Origin of the sequence: Actinosynnema sp. NPDC023587 (assembly GCF_040640215.1) — a bacterium.
GTDB lineage: Bacteria > Actinomycetota > Actinomycetes > Mycobacteriales > Pseudonocardiaceae > Actinosynnema.
In genome coordinates, this window is record NZ_JBFABG010000003.1 from 205,461 (window position 1) to 230,962 (window position 25,502).

23 protein-coding genes are annotated in these 25,502 nt (G+C 73.1%); 12 read left to right on the forward strand and 11 right to left on the reverse strand.

Annotated elements, in window-relative coordinates; all coding sequences use genetic code 11:
- The first annotated feature begins 193 nt into the window (after positions 1 to 193).
- Positions 194 to 361: a hypothetical protein gene (locus tag AB0G01_RS09685; protein WP_360941884.1), complete on the forward strand. Its 168-nt coding sequence runs from the start codon at positions 194 to 196 to the stop codon at positions 359 to 361.
- A 24-nt stretch (positions 362 to 385) separates the two neighbouring features.
- Here the strand turns inward: AB0G01_RS09685 and AB0G01_RS09690 are convergent, their stop codons facing one another.
- A complete protein-coding gene (locus tag AB0G01_RS09690) occupies positions 386 to 1,195 on the reverse strand; it encodes a hypothetical protein (protein ID WP_360941887.1) in 810 nt (269 codons plus the stop codon).
- A gap of 214 nt (positions 1,196 to 1,409) precedes the next feature.
- Positions 1,410 to 2,966 (reverse strand): alpha/beta fold hydrolase, encoded by a 1,557-nt coding sequence (locus AB0G01_RS09695; RefSeq protein ID WP_360941890.1) that lies wholly within the window; start codon positions 2,964 to 2,966, stop codon positions 1,410 to 1,412.
- 609 nt (positions 2,967 to 3,575) lie between these two features.
- On the opposite strand from AB0G01_RS09695, the gene AB0G01_RS09700 reads away from it, so the two are divergent.
- The 5 genes from AB0G01_RS09700 (at position 3,576) to AB0G01_RS09720 (ending at position 8,379) form a co-directional block, all read left to right on the forward strand.
- Positions 3,576 to 4,763 (forward strand): helix-turn-helix domain-containing protein, encoded by a 1,188-nt coding sequence (locus AB0G01_RS09700; RefSeq protein ID WP_360941892.1) that lies wholly within the window; start codon positions 3,576 to 3,578, stop codon positions 4,761 to 4,763.
- 170 nt (positions 4,764 to 4,933) lie between these two features.
- On the forward strand, positions 4,934 to 5,869 hold the full coding sequence (locus tag AB0G01_RS09705) for an ACP S-malonyltransferase (RefSeq protein ID WP_360941894.1): 936 nt from the start codon (positions 4,934 to 4,936) through the stop codon (positions 5,867 to 5,869).
- The gene (locus AB0G01_RS09710; protein ID WP_360941896.1) at positions 5,866 to 6,843 is read left to right on the forward strand and encodes a beta-ketoacyl-ACP synthase III; all 978 of its coding nucleotides are present in this window, start codon (positions 5,866 to 5,868) and stop codon (positions 6,841 to 6,843) included. Before AB0G01_RS09705 ends, AB0G01_RS09710 begins: the two co-directional genes overlap by 4 nt.
- A 64-nt stretch (positions 6,844 to 6,907) precedes the next feature.
- Entirely contained in the window at positions 6,908 to 7,147 is a 240-nt protein-coding gene (locus tag AB0G01_RS09715) for an acyl carrier protein (RefSeq protein WP_360941899.1), read from the forward strand.
- The gene (locus AB0G01_RS09720) at positions 7,144 to 8,379 is read left to right on the forward strand and encodes a beta-ketoacyl-[acyl-carrier-protein] synthase family protein (protein ID WP_360941902.1); all 1,236 of its coding nucleotides are present in this window, start codon (positions 7,144 to 7,146) and stop codon (positions 8,377 to 8,379) included. The genes AB0G01_RS09715 and AB0G01_RS09720 overlap by 4 nt, the downstream gene beginning before the upstream one ends.
- A gap of 106 nt (positions 8,380 to 8,485) precedes the next feature.
- On the opposite strand, the gene AB0G01_RS09725 is transcribed toward AB0G01_RS09720, so the two are convergent.
- A complete protein-coding gene (locus tag AB0G01_RS09725) occupies positions 8,486 to 9,058 on the reverse strand; it encodes a hypothetical protein (RefSeq protein ID WP_360941905.1) in 573 nt (190 codons plus the stop codon).
- 500 nt (positions 9,059 to 9,558) lie between these two features.
- Between AB0G01_RS09725 and lanKC the strand changes: the two genes are divergently transcribed.
- From lanKC to AB0G01_RS09745, 4 genes are all read left to right on the forward strand, one after another.
- A complete protein-coding gene (gene lanKC, locus AB0G01_RS09730) occupies positions 9,559 to 12,084 on the forward strand; it encodes a class III lanthionine synthetase LanKC (protein WP_360941908.1) in 2,526 nt (841 codons plus the stop codon).
- Positions 12,085 to 12,131: 47 nt separating this feature from the next.
- Entirely contained in the window at positions 12,132 to 12,296 is a 165-nt protein-coding gene (locus tag AB0G01_RS09735; protein WP_360941911.1) for a SapB/AmfS family lanthipeptide, read from the forward strand.
- Positions 12,297 to 12,454: 158 nt separating this feature from the next.
- Entirely contained in the window at positions 12,455 to 14,047 is a 1,593-nt protein-coding gene (locus tag AB0G01_RS09740; RefSeq protein WP_360941914.1) for an ABC transporter ATP-binding protein, read from the forward strand.
- Entirely contained in the window at positions 14,047 to 15,759 is a 1,713-nt protein-coding gene (locus AB0G01_RS09745; RefSeq protein ID WP_360941917.1) for an ABC transporter ATP-binding protein, read from the forward strand. Before AB0G01_RS09740 ends, AB0G01_RS09745 begins: the two co-directional genes overlap by 1 nt.
- Positions 15,760 to 15,823: 64 nt before the next feature.
- Here AB0G01_RS09745 and AB0G01_RS09750 read toward each other — a convergent pair whose 3' ends face one another.
- The gene (locus AB0G01_RS09750) at positions 15,824 to 16,324 is read right to left on the reverse strand and encodes a DUF3145 domain-containing protein (protein ID WP_360941920.1); all 501 of its coding nucleotides are present in this window, start codon (positions 16,322 to 16,324) and stop codon (positions 15,824 to 15,826) included.
- Positions 16,325 to 16,720: 396 nt separating this feature from the next.
- Between AB0G01_RS09750 and AB0G01_RS09755 the strand changes: the two genes are divergently transcribed.
- Positions 16,721 to 17,965 carry a hypothetical protein gene (locus tag AB0G01_RS09755; protein WP_360941923.1) on the forward strand — a complete coding sequence of 415 codons (1,245 nt, stop codon included), beginning with the start codon at positions 16,721 to 16,723 and terminating at the stop codon, positions 17,963 to 17,965.
- Positions 17,966 to 18,119: 154 nt separating this feature from the next.
- Here AB0G01_RS09755 and AB0G01_RS09760 read toward each other — a convergent pair whose 3' ends face one another.
- From AB0G01_RS09760 to AB0G01_RS09775, 4 genes are all read right to left on the reverse strand, one after another.
- Entirely contained in the window at positions 18,120 to 18,491 is a 372-nt protein-coding gene (locus AB0G01_RS09760; protein WP_360941926.1) for a hypothetical protein, read from the reverse strand.
- Between the two features lie 117 nt (positions 18,492 to 18,608).
- Positions 18,609 to 19,985, reverse strand: a complete 1,377-nt coding sequence (locus tag AB0G01_RS09765) for an NAD(P)/FAD-dependent oxidoreductase (RefSeq protein WP_360941929.1) — start codon at positions 19,983 to 19,985, stop codon at positions 18,609 to 18,611.
- Between the two features lie 36 nt (positions 19,986 to 20,021).
- The gene (locus AB0G01_RS09770; protein ID WP_360941932.1) at positions 20,022 to 20,588 is read right to left on the reverse strand and encodes a TetR/AcrR family transcriptional regulator; all 567 of its coding nucleotides are present in this window, start codon (positions 20,586 to 20,588) and stop codon (positions 20,022 to 20,024) included.
- Positions 20,589 to 20,892: 304 nt separating this feature from the next.
- Entirely contained in the window at positions 20,893 to 21,579 is a 687-nt protein-coding gene (locus AB0G01_RS09775; RefSeq protein ID WP_360941935.1) for a hypothetical protein, read from the reverse strand.
- A 381-nt stretch (positions 21,580 to 21,960) separates the two neighbouring features.
- On the opposite strand from AB0G01_RS09775, the gene AB0G01_RS09780 reads away from it, so the two are divergent.
- On the forward strand, positions 21,961 to 24,213 hold the full coding sequence (locus AB0G01_RS09780; RefSeq protein WP_360941937.1) for a UvrD-helicase domain-containing protein: 2,253 nt from the start codon (positions 21,961 to 21,963) through the stop codon (positions 24,211 to 24,213).
- On the opposite strand, the gene crcB is transcribed toward AB0G01_RS09780, so the two are convergent.
- Genes crcB through AB0G01_RS09795 form a run of 3 tightly spaced genes read right to left on the reverse strand, consistent with a single transcriptional unit; the run spans position 24,197 to position 25,348 of the window.
- Positions 24,197 to 24,547, reverse strand: a complete 351-nt coding sequence (gene crcB / locus AB0G01_RS09785) for a fluoride efflux transporter CrcB (protein WP_360941940.1) — start codon at positions 24,545 to 24,547, stop codon at positions 24,197 to 24,199. The two genes, AB0G01_RS09780 and crcB, sit on opposite strands and share 17 nt — an antisense overlap.
- Positions 24,544 to 24,921: a CrcB family protein gene (locus tag AB0G01_RS09790; protein WP_360941943.1), complete on the reverse strand. Its 378-nt coding sequence runs from the start codon at positions 24,919 to 24,921 to the stop codon at positions 24,544 to 24,546. Before AB0G01_RS09790 ends, crcB begins: the two co-directional genes overlap by 4 nt.
- Positions 24,911 to 25,348 carry a MarR family winged helix-turn-helix transcriptional regulator gene (locus tag AB0G01_RS09795; RefSeq protein WP_360941946.1) on the reverse strand — a complete coding sequence of 146 codons (438 nt, stop codon included), beginning with the start codon at positions 25,346 to 25,348 and terminating at the stop codon, positions 24,911 to 24,913. Before AB0G01_RS09795 ends, AB0G01_RS09790 begins: the two co-directional genes overlap by 11 nt.
- Positions 25,349 to 25,502 lie beyond the last annotated feature (154 nt).

Here is a 25,502-nt window from a genome sequence, read left to right on the forward strand (position 1 = left end):
GCCGCGCTCTCGGATTCCCGGGGTAACGCCGGCCACAGCTCTCGTGGACACCTCGACCTCCGGCCGGAGTACACCCCCGCCGCCTACCCTCCCACCGCGTGAGGGCCGTTGCCCCGGCTTTGGCGCTACTGGTGGCCGCCTCCCGGGTCTCGTCGGACGGGCCGGGTCCCAGGGCGCGGGAGGAGGTGGACGAGTGGCGTACGGCGTACGGGCGAGTGGCCCGGTCAACGTCCGCGTGGTGTCCACTGTGGACTTGGCGAGCCGGAGCGCGTCGGCGGGCGGCACGACGGCGGGCGGCGGCGTGCGGACCGACGCGAGGAGCCCCGCCCGGGTGGGGCGGGGCTCCTCGGATTTCACCTGATCAGGTGTTCTGCCGAACCTCGGCTCAGCGGTCGGTGGGCGGCATCTGGATCCCGGAGGGCGGGGTCGGGGCGTCCGCCGACGTGGGGCGGCTGGTCCGGCTCGTGGCCGACGCGGTCGGGCGCGGCGGCATCACCGGGTCGTGGGACTGGCGCGGAGCCGGGGCGTGGCCGGAGGTCTCCTGCTGCACCCGGTGGAGCCAGCCCTCCCAGCGCTGCTGCATCGGTCGCACCAGGCCGCCGCCGACACCGATCACGATCACGCCCGCCACCGTGGCCAGCACGGTGATCAGCACCGGCATGGTGACCGAGACGGCGATGCCGAGCTGGTTCAGCGCCGCGATCACGCCGAGCGCCACGATGAAGCCGTAGGTGATGTTGCCGAGCAGCCTGGTGTAGGACCGGTTGCCGAGGGCACCGGTCACCAGGCCGCGCAGCGCCTTGCCGATCGCGGCGGCGACGAGCACGAGCACCATGGCCACGACGATGCGCGGCAGGTACGCGATCACGTCGTTGAGCAGGGCGCTCACCGCGTTGCCGGTGCCGAAGACGCCGAACGCGAGCTGGAGCGCGATCAGCAGCACGAAGTAGTAGACGATCTTGACGATGAGGCCGGACGCGTCGATCGGCGACTGGGCCAGCGCGCCGCCCAGCCCGGACCTCTCGACCAGGCGGTCGAAGCCCACGCGCTTGAGCAGGAAGCCGACCCCCTTGGCGAGCGCCTTGGCGATGAGCCAGCCGACCAACAGCACCAGCAGGAAGCCGAGGAGCTTCGGTACGAACGTGGCCACCATCGCCCACGCCTGTCCGAGTCCTTCGGTGATCTGGGAGCCCACGACGTCCCTCCTCGAATGTCGCTCGATGTTGCCTGGCGAGATCGTTTCCCAGGCCGCATCACCCGGCAACCTGAAGTGCCGGCACGAAAGAGTGACTGACGTGGCGCGCGCGGCCGGAACAGTCCAGAGTGGAATGACCGGTGGGGACCGGGGAGAGGGAAACGCCCGACGCGCTTCGTGCGCGTCGGGCGTTTCCGATTTCCGGGCGGTGTCCCTAGGGACGCGGCTTGGGCGGGCGGGGTGCCCCCGGCCCCGTCCACGTGACGAACCCGCGTCCGTCCAGATAGGACTGCACGTCCGTGCGGACGTCCTCGTCCGGACGGGGGTCGCCGGGGCAGATCGAGCTGCTGTCCGGCAGCACGCCGTTCACCAAGTAGTGGTTCACGTTGGCGTTGACGCACCGGTTGCCGCTGCCGTAGACGCCGTGCTTGCCCTCGTCCCGGACGGTGATCAGGCTGTGACCCAGGCGCGCGGCCATCGCCGGACCGCTCTCGTACTGGGTCTGCGTGTCGCCCTCGGCCTGCACGACCACCCCGATCGGGTACCCGGCGCGCTGGAGCCGCACCGGGGGCTCGGGTGGCGTGAACGACCGGTACGTGCACGTGGTCGGTGCCGCGCGGAGCACCCCGAACCCGTACGGGTAGCGGTCGCGGAAGACCCGCATGTCCTCGTAGTAGGTCTCGATGTCGGTCGGCCAGTCGACCTCGCACACGACGGTGTTGAACACGCCGGAGACGAACTCGGTCTGCCCGGCGCGGGCCATCGCTTCGAGGGCCGGGGTGGACGTCCGGGCGGCACCGGTGGGCGCGGGGCTCCTGAGCTCGCTCACCGAGTCGGCGATCTCCGCCCAGAGCGGGCGGTAGCGCGTGCCCACGCCCAGCGCGGAGTCGAACGTGGTGCGGCTCTGGGCGGGAGCCGGGTCGGTCGCGAGCCGGGCGGCGATCCGCTCGACGGTGGCCACCACGTCGGCCCCGGTCTTGCCCAGCCCGAACTTCGAGTCGCGCGCGGCGGCCCACTCGGACCACTGGTCGACGTTGCGGCGGTAGGCGATGGCCTGCGCGCGGAACTGCCCGCGCCAGACCCAGTCCGGGTGCACGGACGAGTCCAGCACGCTGCGGTCGAGGCGCTCGGGGAACAGGCTGCCGTAGACCGCACCCAGGTAGGTGCCGTAGGAGTAGCCCAGGTAGTTGAGCTTCTCCTCCCCCAGGACGGCGCGGACGACGTCCAGGTCGCGGGCGGTGTTGGCGGTGTTGATGTGGGGCCGGATCGCGCCGCCCGATCGTTGGCACGCCTCCTCGGCGGCCCGCGCCTCGGCCGCCCACTTGGGGAAGTCCTCGTCGGACGGCCGCGTGTCCGGCGTGGCGAAATCAGGCGAGGTCCGGCAGTTGAGCGCGGTCGACGCGCCCACGCCGCGCGGGTCGAACCCGATCAGGTCGTAGACCCTGGCGGGGGCGGACTGCGCCAGGACGTTCGGCATCTTGAGCCCGGACCCGCCCGGACCACCGGGGTTGAGGACGAGGATGCCCCGGCGCGCGGCCGGGTCGCCGGCCTTGCGGCGGCTGATGCGGACGGAGATGTGGTCGGTGGTCGGGTTGCGGTAGTCGAGCGGCAGGACCACGTCGGCGCATTCGAGGGTGTTCTCGCAGGCGGCCCACGTCAGGTGCTGCGTGGTGAACGGGGTCAGGTCAGGGGGGTCGGCGGTGGCTGTCGCTGGGATCGGGACGGACAGGGCGGTGACTAGGGCCAAACCGGCTGACACGTGCCTGCGCACGGCGGACCTCCCGGGTGTTGGCAGATGACCATCCGAAGGTAGGTCCGTTGCGGTGGGTCGTCAGGTCCAGTCACTCGTTGGTGTGGGCGGTGCGGCCGGCACGAGGTGGAGCCGAGGGACGGGGCGGCGAGGGCGGAGCGGCGGGGCGGCAAGGGCGCGGCGGCGGCAGGCCGGGACGGCGGCGAGGGCGGGGAGGCAAGGGCGCGGCGGGGTGATGGCGGTACGGCGGGCGGCGGCGCGGGTCGATTGTCGGTGGTCCGTGGAATAATGGTGTCGGGGGCCGGAGGCCACGCCCGAGCATTTTGTGGTTTGCCGGGAAGCGGCTTCGGAGTGGCCTTGGGCGCGGCGGTATAAAGCCGGAGATAAAAGCCCGCGCTCGCCACCGGGCAGGCCGCCGCGCAGACCGCCGGGCAGGCCGCCGGGGGAAACAAAGATCCGCCGCGTCCCCCCGGGTGACCCGGTCGGGACGGCCGCGCCGGCCGCACGGGGAGAACGCGACTCGGCGGGGTGGTGTCGCGGTGCCGGCGGGGGTGGTGTTCGCGCTTGTCCGGAGGGTGTTTCGGGTGGTCGGCGGGGCCTGGGGTCGGGGCGCGTGCGATCGTGGTGGGCATGAGCGGGTCTGACGAGGTGGTGCCGGCGTTGTCTCGGGAGACGTTGCGGACCTTGCAGCGGGCCTCCGGGGACCTCGCGTCGGCCAGTGTCGCCGAGATGGAGGCGCGACTCCCCTGGTTTCGGCGGATGCCCGCTGATCAGCGCGCCGGGGTGCTGCTGCTCATCCAGAACGGGGTGGCCGGGTTCGTCTCCTGGCTGCACGACCCGCAGCAGGCCATCCGATTGACCGCCGAAGCCTTCCGGGCCGCCCCCAAAGACCTTTCCCGCTGGGTCAGCCTGCGGCAGACCGTCGAATTGGTTCGAATCGCCCTGGAGTTGTTCGAGCAGTTCCTGCCGAAATTGGCGGACGGGGACGCCGAGCGGGCCCTGTTGACCGAGGGCGTGTTGCGGTACGGGCGGGAGATCGCGTTTTCCGCCGCCACCTCCTACGCGGCGGCGGCCGAGGCCCGGGGGGCGTGGGACGCCCGGCTCGAAGCCCTCGTCGTCGACGGCATCGTGCGCGGGGACGCCGAGGAGTCCCTGTTGTCCCGCGCCACCGCCCTGGGGTGGGACCCGGCCGCCGAGGCGACCGTCCTGGTCGGCAACCCGCCGTCCGACGACCCGCCCGCCGTGGTCTTCGAGGTGCGCAGCAGGGCGGCCCGGATGTCGCGGCCCGTGCTGCTCAGCGTCCAGGGGTCGCGGCTGGTCGTGGTGCTGGGCGGGGAGACCGGGAGCGGGGACGCCCTGGCGCGCCTGGCCGACGCCTTCGGGGCCGGGGCGGTCGTCGCCGGGCCGTCCGTGTCGAGCCTGGCCGACGCGCACCGCAGCGCCAGCGACGCGCTGTCCGGGCTCCGGGCCGTGGTGGGGTGGCCCGCCGCGCCCCGGCCGGTCCGGTCCCTGGACCTGTTGCCGGAGCGGGCGCTGGCGGGGGACCCCGAGGCCGAGTGGCAACTGGTCGACCGCGTCGCCCGGCCGCTGGAGGACGCGGGCGGGGCGCTGCTGGACACCGTGGACGCCTTCCTGGAAGTCGGGGGGGTCCTGGAGGCGTGCGCGCGGCGGCTGTTCGTCCACCCGAACACCGTGCGCTACCGGCTCCGCAGGGCCACCGAGCTCACCGGGAGGAACGCCAACGACCCCCGTGACGCCCTGGTGCTCCGGGTGGCGCTGGCCGTGGGACGGCTGGCGCGGGCTCGCGGGTTGTGGTGACCCTCGAACGGGTGTGATGGACGACGCACGTCCCATATGGCCCGTTATCAGCCGTGCCCCACAACACAGGACGTGGTTCGACGTTCATCTTTGAGTCACATTTGTAGAGACCCTACAAACGTTGCCCTCTCGTTTCGTCAGCGGCGGCATCCCGGGAGACCGCCGAAAACGTGTTCAGTGGGCGGGTGATCGCGCTCCTCGCCCCCGGACAGGGGTCCCAGACGCCCGGCATGTTCACCCCCTGGCTCGCGGTCGAGGGGGCGGCCGAGCGCGTCGGGGCCTGGTCCGAGGCGACCGGGTTGGACCTGCTCCGGTTGGGCACCACCGCCGAGGCCGACGAGATCAAGGACACCTCCGTCACCCAACCGCTGGTCGTGGCGCTGGCGCTGCTCGCGTTCGAGGAGCTCCGCCGCCGGGTGTCGCTGCCCGTGGACACCGTCGTGGCCGGGCACTCGGTCGGCGAGCTCGCCGCCGCCGCGATCGCGGGTGTGCTGAGCACCGACGACGCCGTGGCGCTGGCCGCCGTGCGGGGAGCCGCGATGGCCGCCGCCTGCGCGCTCGAACCGACCGGCATGGCCGCCGTGCTCGGCGGCGAGGAGGAGGCGGTGCTGGCCCGGCTCCACGAGCTGGGCCTGGTCGGCGCGAACCGGAACGGCGCGGGGCAGATCGTCGCCGCGGGCCCGCTGGACGCGCTGGACAAGCTGGTCGAGAACCCCCCGGAGCGGGCGAAGATCCGCCGGCTCCAGGTCGCGGGTGCCTTCCACACCGAGTACATGGCCCCCGCCGAAGAGGCGCTGCGCGCCCGTGCCACCGCGATCACCGCGGCGGACCCGGCGCTGCCGCTGCTCTCCAACGCCGACGGTGCCGTGGTGACCTCCGGCCCCGACGTGCTGAACCGACTCATCTCCCAGGTGACCCACCCCGTGCGGTGGGACTCCTGCCAGGCGACGCTGGCCGCGCGCGCCGTGACCGCGGTGGCCGAGCTGCCTCCCGCGGGCACGCTGACCGGCCTGGCGAAGCGCGAATTGAAGGGCACCCCCACCTTGGCAGTGAAGACCCCGGACCAGCTCGACGCGCTCGTGGAGCTGCTGGAGGCGTCCGCATGACCTCCCTCGCCGCCCCCACCGGGCGCGCCGGCTCCCGCATCCTCGGCATGGGCAGCTACCAGCCCGAGACGATCGTCAGCAACCACGACCTCGCGCAGGTCGTGGAGACCTCCGACGAGTGGATCCGGGACCGCGTCGGCATCGCCAACCGGCGGATCGCGAAGCCGGACGAACTCCTGGTCGACATGACGATCGCGGCCGGCGCGAAGGCGATCGCGGACGCCGGGCTGGAGCCCTCCGACATCGAGGCCGTGCTGGTCGCGACCTGCACCATGCCGTCGATGATCCCGAACGCGGCGGCGCAGGTCGCCTACGGGCTCGGCGTCCAGGCCGGTGCCGCGTTCGACGTCAACGCCGCCTGCGCGGGCTTCTGCTACGCGCTGGCCACGGCGTCCGACCTGGTCCGCGCGGGCACCGCCGAGCACGTGCTCGTGATCGGTGCCGAGAAGCTCAGCGACTGGGTGAACCCGGTCGACCGGTCCACCGCGATCATCTTCGGCGACGGCGCGGGCGCGGCGGTCGTCGGCCCGTCCGACGAGCCGGGCATCGGCCCGGTCGCGTGGGGCAGCGCGGGGGACATGTCGGAGATGATCCAGGTGCCCGACCGGCACTCGTTCATCTCCCAGGAGGGCCAGTCGGTCTTCCGCTGGGCGACCACGCAGATCGCACCCATCGCCCTGCGTGCCGTCGAGCTGGCCGGCATCGAGCTGTCCGAAGTGGACGTGTTCGTGCCGCACCAGGCCAACCTGCGGATCATCGAGGCGATCGCGAAGCGGTTGCGCGCCAAGGGTGCGCGTGAAGACCTCGTGATCGCGCGTGACATCGTGGACTCCGGCAACACCTCCTCCGCCTCCATCCCGCTCGCGCTGGACCACCTGCGCACGGCGGGCGAGGCGCGCAGCGGGGACGTCGCCCTGCTCGTCGGCTTCGGTGCCGGCCTGTCCTACGCGGGACAGGTCGTCCGACTGCCGTGACCCGAAGTCAGACTCCGGTGGGACACCCCAGCCGGCGGGAGCAAGAAGAAGGAAGGGATTTTCAGTGAGCAACGAGGACATCCAGAAGGGGCTCGCCGACATCGTCGAGGAGGTCGCCGGTGTCGAGGCGGCCGATGTGACGGCGGACAAGTCCTTTGTGGACGACCTGGACATCGACTCGCTGTCCATGGTGGAGATCGCCGTGCAGGCCGAGGACAAGTTCGGCGTGAAGATCCCGGACGACGAGCTGGCCAACCTCAAGACCGTGGGCGATGCGGTGAACTACATCGCCAGCAACGCATGACCACTGTCAACGACGTCGTCGTCACCGGGCTGGGTGCCACCACCCCGCTCGGTGGCGATGTCGCCTCCACCTGGGATGCTCTGCTCGCCGGGCGCAGCGGTGTGAAGCCGCTGGTGACGGACTGGGTGGAGCGGTTCGAGCTGCCCGTGCGGATCGCCGCGCGGCTGGCCGTCGAACCGACCGAGATCCTGCCGCGCGTCGAGGCGCGCCGGCTGGACCGCTGCGAGCAGGTCGCCGTGGTCGCCGCCCGCCAGGCGTGGGCGGACTCCGGGCTGGGCGACGAGGGCGTCGAGCCCGAGCGGCTCGGCGTGATCGTCGGCACGGGCATCGGCGGCGCGATGACGCTACTGGACCAGGACGACCTGATCGAGGCGTCGGGGCTGCGCAAGGTGTCCCCGCTGACCGTGCCCATGCTCATGCCCAACGGCCCGGCCGCGCACGTCGGCCTGGAGCTCAAGGCGCGAGCCGGGGTGCACGCGCCGGTCTCGGCGTGCGCGTCCGGCGCGGAGGCCCTGGCCTGGGCGTGGCGGATGCTGCGCTCCGGTGAGGCGGACGTGGTCGTGGCGGGCGGCGCGGAGGCGTGCATCACCACGATCACCATGGCGGGCTTCATCCAGGCCCGGACCATGAGCACCCGCAACGACGAGCCCGAGCGGGCCTCCCGCCCGTTCGACGTCAACCGGGACGGCTTCGTGCTCGGCGAGGGTGCCGGGATCATGGTGCTGGAGCGCGGCGACTTCGCCCGCGCCCGCGGCGCGCGGATCTACGGCACGCTGGCGGGCATCGGCACCAGCTCGGACGGCCACCACATCACCGCGGCGGACCCGGAGGGCCTGGGCCAGTCCCGGGCGATCACGGCGGCGCTGCGCAACGCGGGCGTCGACCCGTCCGACGTGGGCCACGTCAACTGCCACGCGACGTCCACCCCGGTGGGCGACGTGATCGAGCCGCAGGCCGTGCGCCGGTCGATCGGCGACCACCCGGTGCTGACCGCGCCGAAGGGCAACCACGGTCACCTGCTCGGCGCGTCCGGCGCGGTGGAGGCGATCACCACGGTGCTCTCGGTGCGCGACGGCGTCGTGCCGCCGACGCTGAACCTGGAGAACCAGGACCCGAAGGTGCAGTTGGAGGTGGTCACCGGCGAGCCGCGCAAGATCGACCTGGTCGCGGCGGTGAACAACTCGTTCGGGTTCGGTGGGCACAACGTGTCGCTTGTCTTCACCAACGGCTGAGCGGGCGCGGGCAGCGCCCGTGCGACCCCGGCGGGTGGTCGTCGGCAGTGGTGTGTGAAGGGCCGTTTCCGTTGCGGGACGGCCCTTTCGCGTTGGCGAGGGCGGGTCAGCAGGCGGTGAACCGGGAGCTGGAGCCCTCGGTGCCGAAGTCGACGCGCAGGGAGCCCGACTCCTCCTGCACGGGGTAGACGACCCGCCAGCGGATGCAGTCGGACTGGAGCTCGGCGGGTGCCTTGGCCGCGTCCTGGGTGCTGACGAACGTCATCAGGACGCGCACGCGGGTCGGTGAGGCGGTTTCCACCCGGTGCACCAGGATCGTGCCGTTGCGGGTGGACTCGTAGTCCGCTTCCCAGCGGGTGCGCGGGGTCCGGGCGACGCGTTCCGCGGTGACGGTGGCCGTCCACCGGTCGTAGTCGCGGGCGTTGAGGGCGTCGAAGTAGCGCTGGAGCAGGCCCCGGACGCGTTCGCCGTCGGGGTGCAGGGCGGCGTCGAGGCTGCGTCGCACGACCGTGTCACCCGGTTGCGCGGAGCGCGGCACGGACGTCGAGGGGGACGGCACGGCGATCCGGTCGCCGACCGCCTGGGCGGGTCGCTGGTAGACCTCGCGGGCCAGCACACCGGTGGCCGCGGTCAGCGCGGCGATCACCAGCACCGCGGGCAGCAGCAGCCGGGACGACACACCGATCAGCGTGCCATATGCCGCCGAACGCACGATTGACCACCCGATCGGACCAGCGCGAGACCCGATCGGTGCGGTCGGGTCGCCGCGCGACCGGGTACGTCAATTCGGTAAACCCGAATTTCGGAGGACGTCCCGCACCCCAACGGACGAGGAAGACCGCTGATAGCGGATATCTCCCCGATAGGACCAGCGGGCCACCCCCGGTCACCACACCCGCAAAAAAGCGGAAAGTCAGGCGATTCCGCAGGCCGTAGGCACGAAAGAAGGTGAACGTGCCGGTGCCGTTTAGCGTGGATACCCATAGGCCGCCGTCCAGAGCAGCGCCAAACCTGGCGAACGGGTGATTCTACTGCATCCGAGACAACCCAAAGTACTGATTCGCGCAGTGCCGACCGGCACGAACGGCCTAGTCAACTCCCCGATCTGGCGGATTGGCCTCCGACCGACCACCGTGCGGGAATACAGCGGTCGAAACAATTTCAAGGAGGCGAATTCCCGTGGATCTCCGCTATGAGGCTTACTGCTTCGCGGACCGCCTCTTCTACGACGTGCAAAGCTCCACGGAAACTGCCGCCGATGATTTTTCGCAGGTGCTCCCGGAGCTGCCCGAGGACTGGTCGAGCACCGATCTCACGATCTGGCGCTACCTCCACCCGGCCGGTGCCTCGGTGCCCCGCCAGGGCTGGAAGATCCACGTGTCGGCCACCGTCCGCAACGCCGGTGAGTTGCTCCTGGCGTGCTACGACCACCTGGTGCGGCGGCGCGTCCCGTTCAAGTACCTGCGTACCCGGTCGATCGTGCTGGCCCGGAACTCGAAATACGCCCCGCGCGAAGCGAGTGGCAAGCTGATCACCATCTACCCGGCCGACGAAGCGCAGTTGGAAACGACCTTGCGCGAGCTCGACGAACTGCTCGGCGGGCGACCCGGTGCGTACATCCTGAGCGATTTGCGGTACAGCGCGGGCCCGTTGTTCGTCCGTTACGGCGGTTTTGTCGAGCAGTGGCTTGAGGTCGACGGCAAACGCGTGCTGGCGATCGAGGGCACGCACGGCGAACTGGTTCCCGACCAGCGCAGACCCACCTTCTGGGTGCCGGAGTGGATCACCTTGCCGGCGTGCCTGGAAGAGCACCTTGCAGCGCGTAAGGGCGGGGACGCCGAGACGTTCCCCTATCGGGTGACGCAGTCGCTGCACTTCTCCAACGGCGGCGGTGTGTACCGGGCGACCCGCAAGTCCGACGGCACCGACGTGGTCCTGAAGGAAGCCCGCCCGCACGCCGGGCTGGACCGGGACAACGTGGACGCGGTCGCCCGGCTGCACCGCGAGCACGACATCCTCACCCGGCTGGCGGGCGTGCCCGGCGTGCCCGCGGTGCACGAGCTGTTCTCCGCGTGGGAGCACGACTTCTTCGCGATGCAGCCGGTGCCCGGTGGGCCGATCGGCCAGTGGTTGGGGCAGCACTACCCGCTGACCCACCACGAGGTCGGCGACGTCACCGGGTACACCGCGCGGGCGCTGGCGATCATCGCCCGGGTCGAGCGGATCATGGCCGACGTCCACGAGCGCGGAGTCGTGTTCAGCGACCTGCACCCGCTGAACGTCCTGGTGGACGACGACGATTCGGTGTCGCTGATCGACTTCGAGCTGGCGTTCCCGGTCGAGGAGGACCGCAAGCCCACCCTGGGCTCCCCCGGCTTCCAGGCCCCGCCGGACCGGTCCGGGTTCGAGATCGACGAGTACGCGCTGGCCGCGCTGCGGCTGTACGTGTTCCTGCCGCTCAACGCGGTGATCGAGCTCGCCCCGGTCAAGCTGCGCCACCACGTGGAGGTCATCCGCGCCCGCTTCGGCCTGCCGGACGAGTACTGCGACCGGATCGTCGAGGTGCTCACCCCGCGCGTCGACCCGCCGCCGCCGGTGTCGACCGCGCTGGACGAGCCGTCGCCGGACTGGGCGGTCGTGCGCAAGTCGATCGCCGCCGCGATCCTGGCCAGCGCCACGCCGCACCGGCACGACCGGCTGTTCCCCGGCGACGTCGAGCAGTTCGAGGTCGGCGGCGCGTGCTTCGCCTACGGCGCGGCCGGTGTGCTGCACGCGCTGGAGGTCACCGGCGAGGGCCGCTACCCGGAGCACGAGCGGTGGCTGGTGGACTCGCTGCGCCGCGACCCGCCGAAGGAGCCCGGCTTCTACACCGGTGCGCACGGCATCGCGCACGTGCTGGAGAACTTCGGCTACCACGACGAGGCCGGCGAGCTGGTCCGCGCGTACGCCGAGCTGCTGCCCACGACCCAGGACCACGGCCTGAACTCCGGCCTGTCCGGCGTGGCGCTGAACCTGCTGCACTTCGCCCGGACCCGCGACGACGAGTCGTTCGCCGGGCAGGCGCTGGCGCTGGGCGACCGGCTGGTCGGGATGCTCGCCGACGCGCCGCCGCCCGGTGACAAGGCCCGCGCGGGCCTGCTGCACGGCTGGTCGGGTCCGGCGCTGCTGTTCACCCGGCTGCACGGCCTGACCGGCGACCAGCGGTGGCTCGACCAGGCCGAACGCGCGCTGGACCGCGACCTCGCGGAGTGCATGACCGCGCTGGACGGCTCCACCCAGGTCCGCGACGGCAACTTCCGCACCCTGCCCTACCTGGGGGTGGGCACCGCCGGGATCGCGCTGGCGCTCGCCGAGTTCGCCCGGGTCGCGCCGGACGCCGGCTGCTCGGCCCGGCTGCCCGAGCTGGTCTCCGGCCTGACCGGCGAGTTCGTGATCCAGCCCGCGCTGGCGCTGGGCCGGGCGGGTCTGCTGGCCACGCTCGCCCACGCGGGCGGCGCTCGCGAGGCGGTCGACCGGCACCTGGCCGCGCTGGCCTGGCACGCCGTGCCCTACCAGGAGGGGCTCGCGTTCCCCGGCATCCAGCTCCGCCGGCTCTCGATGGACCTCAACACCGGCGGGGCGGGCGTGCTGCTCGCGATCGCCGCCGCCGTGGACGGCCTGCCCGTGCTGCCGTTCCTCCAAGCCCCGGCCCTCGCGGGCCGGTAGCAGTAACCCCGTTTCCCCGAAGTTCAACCCCGACGCTAGGAGTCGACATGGAGTTCATCCTCGACCTTCAGGACATGGACACCCCCGAGGTGCAGGCCAACGCGATGGCGTCGGGCGGCAGCAGCGGTGGCGGCGGCGGCAGCACGACGGCGTCGAACGTCTCCCTGCTGCTCCCGTGCAGCCACTCCACCGTGAGCCTCGTCCTCTGCTGATTCCGCTCGCGGATCAGCACGGGGTGAGCGGCGCAGGCGAAGTGCGCCGCTCACCCGGTCCTCACGAGGGCCCGGTGGCGGTCCCCCGGTTCACAGCCGGGTGGCCGACCCCGGGCCCTCGCCCATGATGCGCCCCGCCGCCACCGCCTGGAGCACCGATGCTGTTGAGGACGGTCGTCCTGCGCGACCCGCGCTGGCTGCTGCTGGCCGGCAACGCCCTGGTCGCCACCACCGCCGGACTGCTGCTGCCCACCGCGCTGGCCGGCGCGGTGGACATGGCGCTGGGCGGGCGGCTGGACACCGGGACGGTGCTGTGGCTGGTCGGGCTGGCCGGCGTGGAGGTGCTGGGCGACGCGATCGGCGTGGTGCTGGCGGCGGCGATCGCCGCGCGCGGCACGGCGTTCCTGCGCCGCGCGGTGATCGACAAGCTGGTGGCGCTCGGTCACCCCGGCCGGTTCGAGGCCGGTGACGCGGTGAGCCGGCTGACCGGGGACAGCGGGATCGCGGGCGGGTTCGCGGTGCTGCTGGTCAACCTGGGGATCACCGCGACGACCGCGTGCGGCGCGGTGGTGGCGCTGGCGCTGCTGGACTGGCGGCTCGCGGTGGTGTTCCTGCTCAGCGTGCCGCTGGCGCTGCTGCTGGTGCGCTCGCACCTGAAGCTGACCGCCGAGGACGTGGCGACGTACCAGGAGGTCTCGGGCGAGCTCTCGGCGCGGCTGCTGGACGCCGTGGGCGGCCTGCGCACGATCGCCGCGTCCGGCCGGGCCGACCAGGAGGCGGACCGCGTGCTGCGGCCGTTGCCCCGGCTCGCCGCCGCCGGGATCGGGATGTGGCGCACCCAGGCGAAGATGATCTGGCGGGCCGGTCTGCTGCTGCCCCTGGTGGAGCTGGCGGTGCTGATCGCGGCCGGGTTCGGCGTGGTCGCCGGCCGGCTGAGCGTCGGCGAGGTGCTGGCCGCCCTGGGCTACGCGGGCCTGGGCCTGGCCGTGGTCGGTCAGGCGACCGTGCTGACCGCGCTGCAACGGGCGCGCGCGTCGGCCGCCCGGATCGACGAGGTGCTGGCCGAACCGCCGGTCGACGCCGGCACCCCCGGCGGCGCGCCACCGGGTTCGGTGGAGCTGCGCGGGGTGAGCGTGCCGGACGCGCTGCACGACGTGGACCTGCTGGTGCCCTCCGGGATGTTCCTGGCGGTGGTCGGGCGCTCCGGGTCGGGCAAGTCGGCGCTGGCGGCGGTGATCGGCGGGCTGACCGCGCCGGCGACCGGGCAGGTCGCGCGCGGCGGGTCCGTGGGCTACGCGTTCGAGCGGCCCTCGCTGCTCGGCACGACGGTGGCCGACAGCGTCTCGTACGGGACCTCCCTCGGCCGCGCCGAGGTCGAGGAGGCGTGCCGGGCGGTCCAGGTGCACGACGTGGTGGTGCGGCTGCCCGAGGGCTACGACACGCCGATGGCGGACACGCCGCTGTCCGGCGGTGAGGCGCAACGGCTCGGGTTGGCGCGGGCGGTGGTCCGCGACCCCGGGGTGCTGGTGCTCGACGACGCGACGGCCAGCCTGGACACCGTGACCGAGTCCACCGTGGAGCGCGCGGTGGCCTCGGCGCTGCCGGGCCGGACGCGGGTGGTGGTGACGCACCGGGCCGCGACCGCGCGCCGGGCGGACGCCGTGGTGTGGCTGGAGGACGGGCGGGTGCGGGCGATGGCCTCGCACCGGTCGCTGTGGGAGGACGCGGAGTACCGGGCGGTGTTCGGCTGATGGGGTCCTACTTGCGGGCGTTGGCCGGACGCCGGCGCGCGGTGCTGGCGCTGCTGGCCTGGTCGGTGCTGGAAGGCGTGCCGGCGCTGCTGTCCGGCCGGCTGGTGGGCCTGGCCGTCGACCGGGGGTTCGCGGTCGGCGACGTGTGGACCGGCGTGTGGTGGCTGGTGGCGTTCGCGGCGGTCGCGATGATCGGCGCGTTCGGGCTGCGGCAGGTGTTCACCCGGCTCGGCGACGTGGTGGAGCCGTTGCGGGACGGGCTGGTCACCACGATCGTGCGGGGTGTCCTGCACGACGGCCGGTCGCACCGCAGGCAGCCGGACGCGAGCGCGGTCGCCCGCATCACCCGCCACGTCGAGGTGGTCCGGGACGCGACCGCCGGCCTGCTGGTGCAGGCCCGCGCGCTGCTGGTGACGACCACCGCCGCGCTGGTCGGCCTGGCCACCGCGGTCTCGTCGCTGGCGTGGCTGGTGATCCTGCCCGTGGTGGCGGCGCTGGTGCTGTTCGGCGCGCTGCTGCCGTCGCTGGCGCGCGGGCAGCGGGCGCTGGTGCTGGCCGACGAGGACGCCGCCGAGGCGACCGGCACGGTGCTGCTCGGGATGCGCGACGTCGTCGCGTGCGGCGGGCGGGACCGGGCCGCCGAGGACGTCGCGCGGCAGGTGGACCGGCAGGCGCGGGCCACCGTGCGGATGGCGTGGGCGTCGGCGCTGCGCGGTGTGGTGATCTCGGTCGGCGGGTTCCTGCCGCTGGTGCTGCTGCTGGTGATGACGCCCGGCATGGTCGCCGCCGGCACGCTCACCGCGGGCGAGGTGCTGGCCGCCGTGGTCTACCTGAGCACCAGCGTGCAACCCGCGCTCCGGCGGCTCGCGGACACCACGAGCACCGTCGTGCTCCGGCTGGCGGTGGCGCTGCGCCGGATCGCCGAGGCCGTGCCGGAGGTGCCGCCCCCGGCCGGTGACCTCGTCCCGGACGGCGGCGGGATCGTGCTGCGCGGCGTGACCTTCGGGTGGGGCGAGCACGCCGAGCCCGTGGTGCGCGACCTGGACCTGGAGCTGGCGCGCGGCGCGCACCTGGCCGTGGTCGGACCCAGCGGCATCGGCAAGTCGACGCTCGCGGGCCTGGTCACCGGGATGGTCGCGCCGCAGGCCGGGACGGTGCTGCTCGGCGGCGCGCCGGTGCGCGAGGTGCGGCCGGCGGAACGCCACCGGCGGATCGCGCTGGTGCCGCAGGAGACCTACCTGTTCACCGGGACCGTGCGGGACAACCTGGCGCTGTTCACGCCCGGGGCGGGCGACGACGAGCTGTTGGCGGCGGTGGCGGCGGTGGGTGCGACGGACGTCGTGACCCGGCTCGGCGGGCTGGACGGCCCGGTGGGTCACGCGGGGGGCAGCCTGTCGGCGGGCGAAGCCCAGTTGCTGGCGGTCGCGCGGGTCTACGCGTGCCCGGCGGACGTGGTGATCCTGGACGAGGCGACGTCCAACCTCGACCCGGCCGCGGAGGCCGTGGTGGAGCGGGCCTTCGCGGCGCGGGACGGCATCCTGGTGGTGATCGCGCACCGGTTGTCGTCGGCGTTGCGGGCCGGGCGGGTGCTGGTGATGGACGGTGGGCCGCCGCTGCTCGGCTCGCACGAGCGGCTGATGGCGGACTCCCCGACCTACGCGGAGCTGATGGCGGCCTGGCAGCCGGTGGAGGCGCTGGTACCGCAGGAGTGACCCGGCCCGGGGCGCGCGCGTACCCGGCGGGTGCCGACCGCGTCCGGGGGTGGACGCGGTCGGGTCAGCCGACCCGGTGCAGCCAGGTGACCGGCGCGCCGTCGCCCGCCCGGCGGAACGGCTCCAGCGCGTCGTCCCAGGCCGCGCCCAGGATCTCGTCCACGCCGTGCGCGAACGACTCGCCGCCGCGACTGCGCGCGGCGAGCGCGCGGAGCTGGTCCTCGGACACGACGATGTCGCCGTTCGCGCTGGTCCGGGCGTGCCACAGGCCCAGCACGGGCGCGAAGCAGTAGCGGACGCCGTCGACCCCGGGGCTCGGGTCCTCGGTGACCTCGAACCTCACCATCGGCCACGCGCGCAGCGCGGACACGAGTCGAGCCCCGGTACCGGCGTCCCCGTCCCAGGCGCACTCGGCGCGCAACTGGCCCGGGGCGGCCGGCTGCGCCACCCACTTCAGGTCCGTTCGCTCACCGAGGGTGCCCGAGATCGCCCACTCGACGTGCGGACAGACCGCAGACGGCGACGAGTGGACGTAGACCACGCCACTGGTGCTGCGGGTGCTCACAGCTGACCTCCGCTACTCGACGAGGGACGTCTTCCCCTACGGCCTGTCGCGAGCGGGCGATCCGGTGAATTCCCGACATGGTCATTCTGCCCGCTGCCGGAGCGGTCCGCCAGAAGAACCAGCACGTTCATCACCCGAGCGGGTCGGATACCGGACTTTCGACCCTGAAGTGCAACCTCGGCACCGTCCACCGCGGTGCCGAGGTCACATTCCGAGGTCGCCCGGTCACGTTCACGTGATCACCGTCGACCCGTCCCGGTACCCTCCGCGCCCGGCCGGAGCGGGGTCCGCCGTCCCCGGCGGTGGTGGTGATCGGGCGGACCGACCCGTCGAACCGCGGGCGCGGCCACCCCGCGCGGCGCTACCGTGTCCGACCGTGAGGAACGGTGTGATCTCGTGCGGCTGATCCGGCTCGGAGTCGAGCCGTCCCAGATCGGGGTGGACGTCCGCGCCGCGTTGAGCACGTGGGGCGGCGGCGACTCGGTGCTGGGCGGGGTGGCCCTGCTCGGCGTGACCCCACCCGACTGCCCGCGCGCCCTGGACGCGGTGATCGTGCTGCCGCGCGGCGTGCTCGTGGTGGTCGGCGTCGACCTGCCCGACCCGGCGATGCGCCTGGAAGCGCCGCTGTCCGGCCAGTGGAAGATCGACGGCTGGCCGCTGACCCGCCCCGACGGGGCGACCAGCCCGGCCGCCGAGGCGCTGGAGGCGACCACCGCCGTGGCCCGGCGCATCCAGGACATGCGCGGCGAACCGCTGCCGGTGACCACGGTGGTCGCGGTGGGGCCGTACGTGGGCCAGGTCGTCCAGCCCACCGGCGACCTCAACCGCGGGGTGCGGGTGGTGCACCCCAAACCCACGACGCTGCTCGCGGCGGCCCGCGAACTGGCCACCAGCGACCGGCCGTGCTCGGCGGACCACGCGGCCAAGCTGCTCGCCGTGCTCGCGCCGACCGGCACCCCGCCGGACGCCGGCCAGTTGCGCGCGGAGGGGTTCTCGGACGCGGCGGCCGACCTGGCGTCGGCCAGCACGCTGCTGCTGCCCAAGGTGCCGCCGGCGGCGCGCCGGCCGAAGTGGCTGCCCTATGCGGCGGCGGGCGTCGTGGCAGTGCTGCTCGTGGTCGGCCTGGTCGTCGCGCTGACCTCCGGCGGCGCGTCCGAGGCGGCGTCGTCGACCAGCGCCGCGCCGCAGCCCACGACAGTGGTGGTGGACGGCCGGAACTTCTCCCCGAAGGGCGCGGACCGGACCGAGGAGTGCGCCGGGCACGCTTTCGGCGACGTGCGGGCGTGGCTGGCCGGGCACCTGTGCCTGCAACTGCGGCGGGCCCAGTTCGAGACGTCGGTGGACGGCCGGAAGGCCGGCGTCGCGGTGTCCGAGCTGAACCTGCCGGACGCGGCGCGCGCGGCGGAACTGCACCGGGTCGCGTCGGTGGCCGGGTCGGGCGGGGTGACCGCGCTGGTCAAGGAGGGCCGGACGTGGCCGGGCGGTCCGGTGTCGTTCGACCGGGCGGCGATCAAAGCGGTGACGAAGACCAACCAGGTGCGCATCGCGCAGGTCGTGTGGGTCGACGGCGACTCCGACCCGGCGGACCCCGCGCTGACCGCGCTCGCCGACCAGGCGTTGCGCCTGCCCGCCCACCAGTAGGACCTCTGTGCGGGCCACCGGTTCGGTGGCGCCGGCGGCCGTCCCGCAGGGGCACCGCCCAGCGGCGGGGTGACCCGATGTGGTGAATGCGAGATTGCTCCATCCGGGGAGCTGCCCCTGGGCTCGCGCGGGCGCGGTGCCGGCTCGCGGACGGTCAGCGGCCGGTGCGGGCGAGGCCGATCGCGATCAGCCCGAAGGCCACGTGCAGCACGATCGCCAGACCCGCCACGGTGGACAGCATCTCGGTGCCCGGACGGCCGGTCAGCGCGCCGCAGGAGAACAGCCACCCCACCACGGCCACCGCGAAACCCGGGCACAGCAACGAGTTCGGCACGTGCGCCAGGTACAGCAGGGCGCTCGACCGGGCGCGCAGGAGCGTGTAGAGCACCACCGGCGCGACCAGGAAGCCCGGCAGGTGCACGACGAACGACGAGAACTCCGGCCCGCCGGGCGTCAGCGTGGTGCCGATCAGGAACACGCACCAGAAGACCGCCGCGGTCGCGAGGGCAACGGTTCCTCTGGTCACTTCCGCAGTGTAGTGACGCAGACCGCGAAATTTCGGATCTGACATCCAATGGGGCAGACGACGTACGGCAGTCGGCGTACCCCTGGTGTCGTTGCGTGAGCGGCGGTCTACCGATGGTCAGAGACCGTAGGACTCCAGCAGCCGCAACCACACCTCGCTGATCGTCGGGTACGCCGGTACCGCGTGCCACAAGCGGTCCACGGTCACCTCGCCGACGATCGCGATCGTCGCGGCGTGCACCAGCTCGGCGGTGTCCGGGCCGGCGAACGTGACGCCCACCAGCGTGCGCTTCCGCTCGTCCACGACCATCCGCGCCTTGCCCCGGTAGCCGTCCGCGTGCAGCGACGACCCCGCGACCGCGATGTCGAGGTCGACCACCCGGATGTCCAGGCCCGCCTCGCGCGCCTGCGCCTCGGTCCACCCGACCGACGCGACCTCGGGGTCGGTGAACACGACCTGCGGCACCGCCGTGTGGTCGGCGGTGGCGACCGGCGCGGTCCACGGCTCGGGGTCCGTCGCGCCCGTGACGATCGCGGTACCGACCGCGCGGGCGGCGTACTTCCCCTGGTGGGTCAGCAGGGCGCGGCCGGTGACGTCGCCGGCCGCGTAGAGCCAGTCCACACCGTCCACCCGGCCGGTGTCGTCCACGGGCAGCGCTTCGCCCGCGGTGAAGCCGAACCGCTCGACGCCGAGGTCGGCCGTGGCGGGCTGCCGCCCGGTGGCCACCAGCAGGTGCGCGCCGGAGACCGACGTGCCGTCGGACAGCGCCAACGCGATGTCGCCGTCCACTGTGGACGCACCGGTGGCCTTGACCCCGGTGCGCACGGTCACGCCGTCCTCGCGCAGCCCCTCCAGCACCAGCTCGCCCGCGAAGTCCTCGAACCTGGGCAGCGGGCGCGCGCCGGACACGACCAGCGTCACCGCCGAGCCGAGCCGGGCCCACGCCTGCGCCATCTCCACGCCGACCACGCCGCCGCCGAGCACCACCAGCGACGACGGGACCTCCTGCGCGGAGGTGGCCTCGCGCGACGTCCAGTACGGCACGTCGGCGAGTCCGGGCAGCCCGGGGATCTTCGGCACGCTGCCGGTGCACACGACGACCGCGCGGGACGCGGTCAGCAGCCGCCCGTCGACCTCGACCTGGCGGTCGCCGACCAGCCGCCCACGGCCGCGGACGACGTCGAGACCGGCCCCCTCCGCCCACCCCACCTGGCCGGAGTCGTCCCAGTTCGACGTGAAGTCGTTGCGCCGCTTGAGCACCGCGACGGGATCGAGCCGGTCGCCGACGGGCACGCCCGGGACCCGCCGGGCGGCGGCGAGCGCGTGACCGGGCCGGAGCAACGCCTTGCTCGGCATGCAAGCCCAGTACGAGCACTCGCCACCGACCCGCTCGGCTTCCACCAGCGCGGTCTTCAGCCCCCCGGCGGCGGTCCGGCCGGCGGCGTTCTCGCCCACCGGTCCGCCGCCGATCACGATCACGTCGAAGTCGCTCACCGGTCCACCACACACCACCCGGACCGGGGCGGCAAGTCACGCCGGGTCGAACACCCCGGCCAGCATCCGCAGTATCACGCCGTCCGCGGTGCGCAGGACGACCGTGCGTTCGGCGGGTTCGACCCGTTCGGCCAGCTTGTACATCGCGTCGGCGGTCTGGGTGGCCATCCGGAACGTCAGCGCGACCGGCGCGTCCCCCCGGACGCCGAAGCGGTTGACGAACAGTTCGCGGAGCCGTTCGGCCATGAGTTCGTACTGGTCGACGCTGGCGTCGAGGTGGTGGCCGTCGAACAGGTCGCTGAACCGAACCCTCCCGAAACCGGGCAATTCGACCAGCATCCGCAGGTAGACGTCCACGACTTGCTGCACCGCTTCCCGCCAGTTCGCGGCCAGCCGTCCTTCGGTGAACAGGGTGTCGATCCGACTGAGGTACTGCTCCATGCCGCGCAGCGCCAGGGCGTGCACAACAGAACGCTTGTCCGGGAAGTATTGGTAGAACGAGCCAATAGGCACACCGGCGAGCTCGACGATCCGGGCTGTGGTGATGTCGTCGTAGTCGTACTCGTTCAGCAGTCGCGCGCACGCGTCGACAATGGCGGTCACCGTGGCGGCACCCCGCTGCTGGACAGGCTGACGGCGCATCACCTTGGCTAAGCGGTTTTCGGCGGGATTTTCATGCACTCGGACATCTTGAGGGATACGGACCAGTAGCCCAAACACCGGATTGGGACAGCTTCATCACGGATCGTCCCACGTACGCGCCGGACTGCGGTCACCACGTGAGCGGTGCTCGCGTTCATCGGAGGCCCCGCCGAATGGACTTCGCGGATAAACCGCAGGTAGCAACGTAATTATCGACGAAACGATTGTCGGCCGGACAATCACCGGTACTCGCGGGTAACCGGAACTAGCCCGCATCGGGCCCCGAACCGGCACCGAGCGGAGCGCGCGAGGGCGGGCGGGGAGCGGGCAAAGCGTGATCGAAACTTGACTTCGCCCAGAGCTCTTTCGGTTCAGAACGCGAGCGTGGCGGCCTCGTCACATAGGGTTTCAGCAATCCCGCGATCACCAGGCCGGGAGCGATCAACGGCACCACCGCCGACAACGCGAGCGCGGTGGCGGCGGCGCGCGCGACGTCCTTCGGGATGAGCGCGATCCGGTCCACCACGAACGCCCGCCGGCCCGGGATCGACACCAGCCCCACGACCGCCAGGAACACCGCGAAGGTCAGCAACGCCCGGTGCACCGCGCCATATCCCACGGACTCGGCCGCGAACATCACCGCGAGCCACCCGAACAACGCCGACCACTGCTGCCGGGCGGTCGTCGTCGCCCACAGCAGGCCGCCGGCGACCGCCCACCACCCGGTCCGCCCGGCGCACCAGGAGCCGACGGAGTCCAGCCACGCCACCGGCACGCCGGCCCAGGCCAGCGGACCGCGCACGACGTCCAGCGGCGAGATCCCCCCGAACGCCTGCCCCACCACCCAGACCAGCGACCACAGGGACACCGCGACGGCGAACCCGAGCTGCCACGGCGACCGGTCCACCACGACCCGGGCCAGCCGAACCAGCTCCCGGCGATGTTCCTTCACACCTCCCAGGGTGCCGGGTGCCCCACCCACCCGCCCGGACTGTCACCCGGGTGCCCGCCGAGTGCCGCTCATCGGGTGGGGCCACCGGACCCGTCCCTCACCCGCCGTACCGCGCACCCGCCCCAACCGGGACGGTGGCACCCGGTACCGACCAGGACGGCGGTACCCCGGCCGGTGATCAGCGGGCGCGGTCGCGAGGAAGCACCCGGTCCGGGCGCGGGGGCACTCCGGGCCGGTCGTCCACGCACCCGGCGGGAAAGGGGCGCGGGTGGAGGCGCGCTGACGAAAGACCGTGTAGATTGAACTTTCTGCGCGCGCAGAGAGGCGTCAGGCGAAAACTGGCACAGCCTGATAAAACACGCTATCCAGAAATGAGGCACGTTGTCAAGCCCCTCCGACGACCTCCGACTCGCGGACATCGAGTCGGAGCAGGAATACGTGTCGATGCTGTACGGCAGGCTGGACGACCTCCGCGAACTCAGCTCGAAGCGGCTGGCCGGGGCGCTGCGGGAAACCGGCGGCACCCACCAGATGCGTTCCGAGCGGGACACCTCGGTGGCCATGTACTCGGACCAACTGGCCCAATACAGCGCGGTGGAGAACGGCCTGTGCTTCGGCCGCCTGGACTTCCACACCGACGACCGCTTCTACATCGGCCGGATCGGCTTGTTCGACGAGGACAAGGAGTACGAGCCGCTGCTGATGGACTGGCGCGCGCCCGCCGCGCGGCCGTTCTACCTGGCCACGGCCGCCGCGCCGGACGGCGTGCGGCGGCGGCGGCACCTGCGCACGAAGCAGCGCCGGGTGGTGGGCTTCGACGACGAGGTCCTGGACATCAGCTCGGTGGACCCCGCACGGCCCAGCGAGGGCCTGACCGGCGAGGCGACGTTGCTCGCCGCGGTGAACGCGAGCCGCACCGGGCAGATGGGCGACATCGTCGCGACGATCCAGGCCGAGCAGGACCGGATCATCCGGAGCGAGCTCAACGGCGTGGTCGTCGTGCAGGGCGGTCCGGGCACCGGCAAGACCGCCGTGGCGCTGCACCGCGCCGCGTACCTGCTCTACACGCACCGCCGCCAGCTCGCCAAGCGCGGGGTGCTGGTGGTCGGCCCGAACTCCACCTTCCTGCGCTACATCGGGCAGGTGCTGCCGTCGCTGGGCGAGACGGGCGTGCTGCTGTCGACGGTGGGCGAGCTGTTCCCCGGCCTGACGGCGGTGGGTCGCGAGTCGGCGGCCACGGCCGCGGTGAAGGGCCGGATCGAGATGGCCGACGTGGTCTCGCACGCCGTCAAGGACCGCCAGGAGGCACCGTCGCTGGTGGAGGTGCCCTTCGAGCAGGACGTGCTGCGCCTGGACCGGCGGGCGATCACGGCGGCGCGCGGCCGGGCCCGGCGGACCCGCCGGCCGCACAACGAGGCGCGCCGGACGTTCGCGCGGGAGATCGTCTCGACGCTGGCGACGCAGGCGGTGAACCGGCTGGGGCGGCACCTGCTGGACCAGGCCGACGTCGACGACATCCGCCGCGAGCTGCGCGAGGACGCCCGGGTGCAGGCGGCGGTGGAGCGGCTGTGGCCGAGGTTGACGCCGCAGAAGCTGCTCGAAGACCTGTACGCCTCGCCGAAGCGGCTGGCGAAGGCGACGCCGAAGCTGTCCGCCGCCGACCGCGCGCTGCTGGAACGGCCGCGCGGCGCGGAGTGGACGCCGGCGGACGTGCCGCTGCTGGACGAGGCCGCGGAGCTGCTGGGCGAGGACGACACCGAGGCCAAGGCACGCGCGGAGCGGCAGCGGCGGCAGGCGGTCGACTACGCGCAGGGCGTGCTGGACATCCTGGACCTGGAGGACGACGCGGACCCGGACATCCTGATGGCGACGGACCTGGTGGACGCCTACCGGCTGGCCGAGCGGCACGGCGCGGAGCGCTACGAGACGGCGGCGGAGCGGGCGGCGGCGGACCGGACGTGGACGTTCGGCCACGTGATCGTGGACGAGGCGCAGGAGTTGTCGCCGATGGCGTGGCGGACGTTGATGCGCCGCTGCCCGAGCAAGTCGATGACGGTGGTCGGCGACATCGCCCAGACCGGTGACATCGCGGGCGCGTCGTCGTGGCACGAGGTGCTGTCGCCGTACGTGATGGACCGCTGGAAGTCGACCGAGCTGACGGTGAACTACCGGACGCCGTCGGAGATCATGGCCGTGGCCGCGGACGTGCTGGCGAGCGTGGACCCGGAGCTGGTGCCGCCGACGTCGGTGCGGGACAGCGGGAACGAGCCGTGGGGCGAGCGGGTGGCGTCGGTGCCGGCCGCGCTGCCGGCGCTGGTGTCGGCGGAGGTGTCCGCGATCGGGGACGGCAAGCTGGCGGTGATCGTGCCGTCGGAGCGGGTCTCGGCGCTGCGGTCGGTGGTGCCGGGCGCGTCGGACGACCTGGACGCGCAGGTGGTGGTGCTGGGGGTGACCGACGCGAAGGGCCTGGAGTTCGACTCGGTGCTGGTGGTGGACCCGGCGGGCATCCTCGGGGAGTCGCCGCGCGGGGCGAGCGACCTGTACGTGGCGCTGACCCGGGCGACGCAGCGCTTGGGCGTGGTGCACGAGGACGAGGTGCCGGCGGTGCTGGGCCGGCTCAAGCCCCGGCGGTGAGCAGGTGGCCGGCGGCGGCGGCACCGACGCCGGCCACGACGCTCAGCACGACGTTCGCGCACGCCCGCCGGTAGGCGCGTTCCTCCAGCAGCCGCACGGTTTCGTAGCCGAACGTGCTGTAGGTGGTGAGCCCGCCGCAGAAGCCGGTGCCCAGCAGCGCGGCCCAGGCGGGTGCCGCGCCGGCCACGCAGCCGAGCACGAACGAGCCGACGACGTTGACGGTGAGCGTGCCCCACGGGAACGCGGAGCGGTGCCGGCTCCGGACGGCCCGGTCGGTCAGGTACCGGGCGACCGCGCCGACCGCCGCGCCCGAGAACACCAGGAGCGCGGTCACCCGGTCAGCTTCCGGGTGATCGCCAGGCCGGCCGCGGTGGCGGCGAGCGCGCCGACGAGCGTCCCCACCAGGTAGAGGCTCCCCCAGCCCGGGTCGAGCCGCACGACGTCCAGGGCGTAGGCGGAGAAGGTGGTGAACCCGCCGAGGAACCCGATGCCGAGCAGCGGCCGGGCCAGCGGGTGCAGCCGGGGCACCAGGGCCATCAGCACGCCGATGAGCGCCGACCCGACGAGGTTGACCGCGACCGTCCCGAGGACCCCGAACCCGGCGAACGCGTGGCGGGTGAGCCCGCCGAGACCGCCGCCGAGCGCGATGGCGGCGAGCACGGCGGGCGAGACCTCACCGGGGGTCGGGGCGTCGGGGTCAGTGGGCACGCAGGTGGTCCACCAGGTGGTCGAGGGCGGACAGCGCGCGGACCACGTCGGCGCGCTCGCCCGGGTCGAGCCGGTCGAGCGCGGTGCCGATGCGCTTCTCGTGGGCGGTCTGCCAGACGGCGAGCTGCTCGTGGCCCTGGGGCGTGACGGACAGCCGCGCGACCCGGCGGTCGGCGGGGTCGCCGCCGCGGGCGACCAGGCCGCCTTCGATCAACTGGCCGACGAGGCCGCTCACGGTGTTGGGGGCGAGCCGCAGCTCGGCGGCGAGGTCGCCGACCCGCATCGGCGGGCGTTCGGCGAGGGTCTGGAGCAGCTCGACCTGGGCCATCGGCAGCGAGTCCCACGGCCATTCGGACCGGATGCTGGTGCGCAGGGCTCGGCGCAGTCTGGTGACCACGTCGGTGAGCGTGCGTGCCTCGTCTGACATGCGCGAATGGTACTGAGTTCCCGGCGCGGGAGCGGCGTTGTCCGCATGGCGGGACGGGTGCGGCGGGAGGTCGCGGTGCCGTTACCGCCGCACCCCGCCCCCTACGCCGATCGGGGACAAGCGGCTCCGGGCACTCCCGACCGGGGGTTCCGCT

What these genes read in the sequence shown, in the direction of transcription:
- AB0G01_RS09710 (WP_360941896.1), top strand. Translation starts at nt 5,866, where the DNA reads ATGACCTCCCTCGCCGCCCCCACCGGGCGCGCCGGCTCCCGCATCCTC.
- AB0G01_RS09700 (WP_360941892.1), top strand. Translation starts at nt 3,576, where the DNA reads ATGAGCGGGTCTGACGAGGTGGTGCCGGCGTTGTCTCGGGAGACGTTG.
- AB0G01_RS09735 (WP_360941911.1), top strand. Translation starts at nt 12,132, where the DNA reads ATGGAGTTCATCCTCGACCTTCAGGACATGGACACCCCCGAGGTGCAG.
- AB0G01_RS09745 (WP_360941917.1), top strand. Translation starts at nt 14,047, where the DNA reads ATGGGGTCCTACTTGCGGGCGTTGGCCGGACGCCGGCGCGCGGTGCTG.
- AB0G01_RS09795 (WP_360941946.1), bottom strand. Translation starts at nt 25,348, where the DNA reads ATGTCAGACGAGGCACGCACGCTCACCGACGTGGTCACCAGACTGCGC.
- AB0G01_RS09740 (WP_360941914.1), top strand. Translation starts at nt 12,455, where the DNA reads ATGCTGTTGAGGACGGTCGTCCTGCGCGACCCGCGCTGGCTGCTGCTG.
- AB0G01_RS09720 (WP_360941902.1), top strand. Translation starts at nt 7,144, where the DNA reads ATGACCACTGTCAACGACGTCGTCGTCACCGGGCTGGGTGCCACCACC.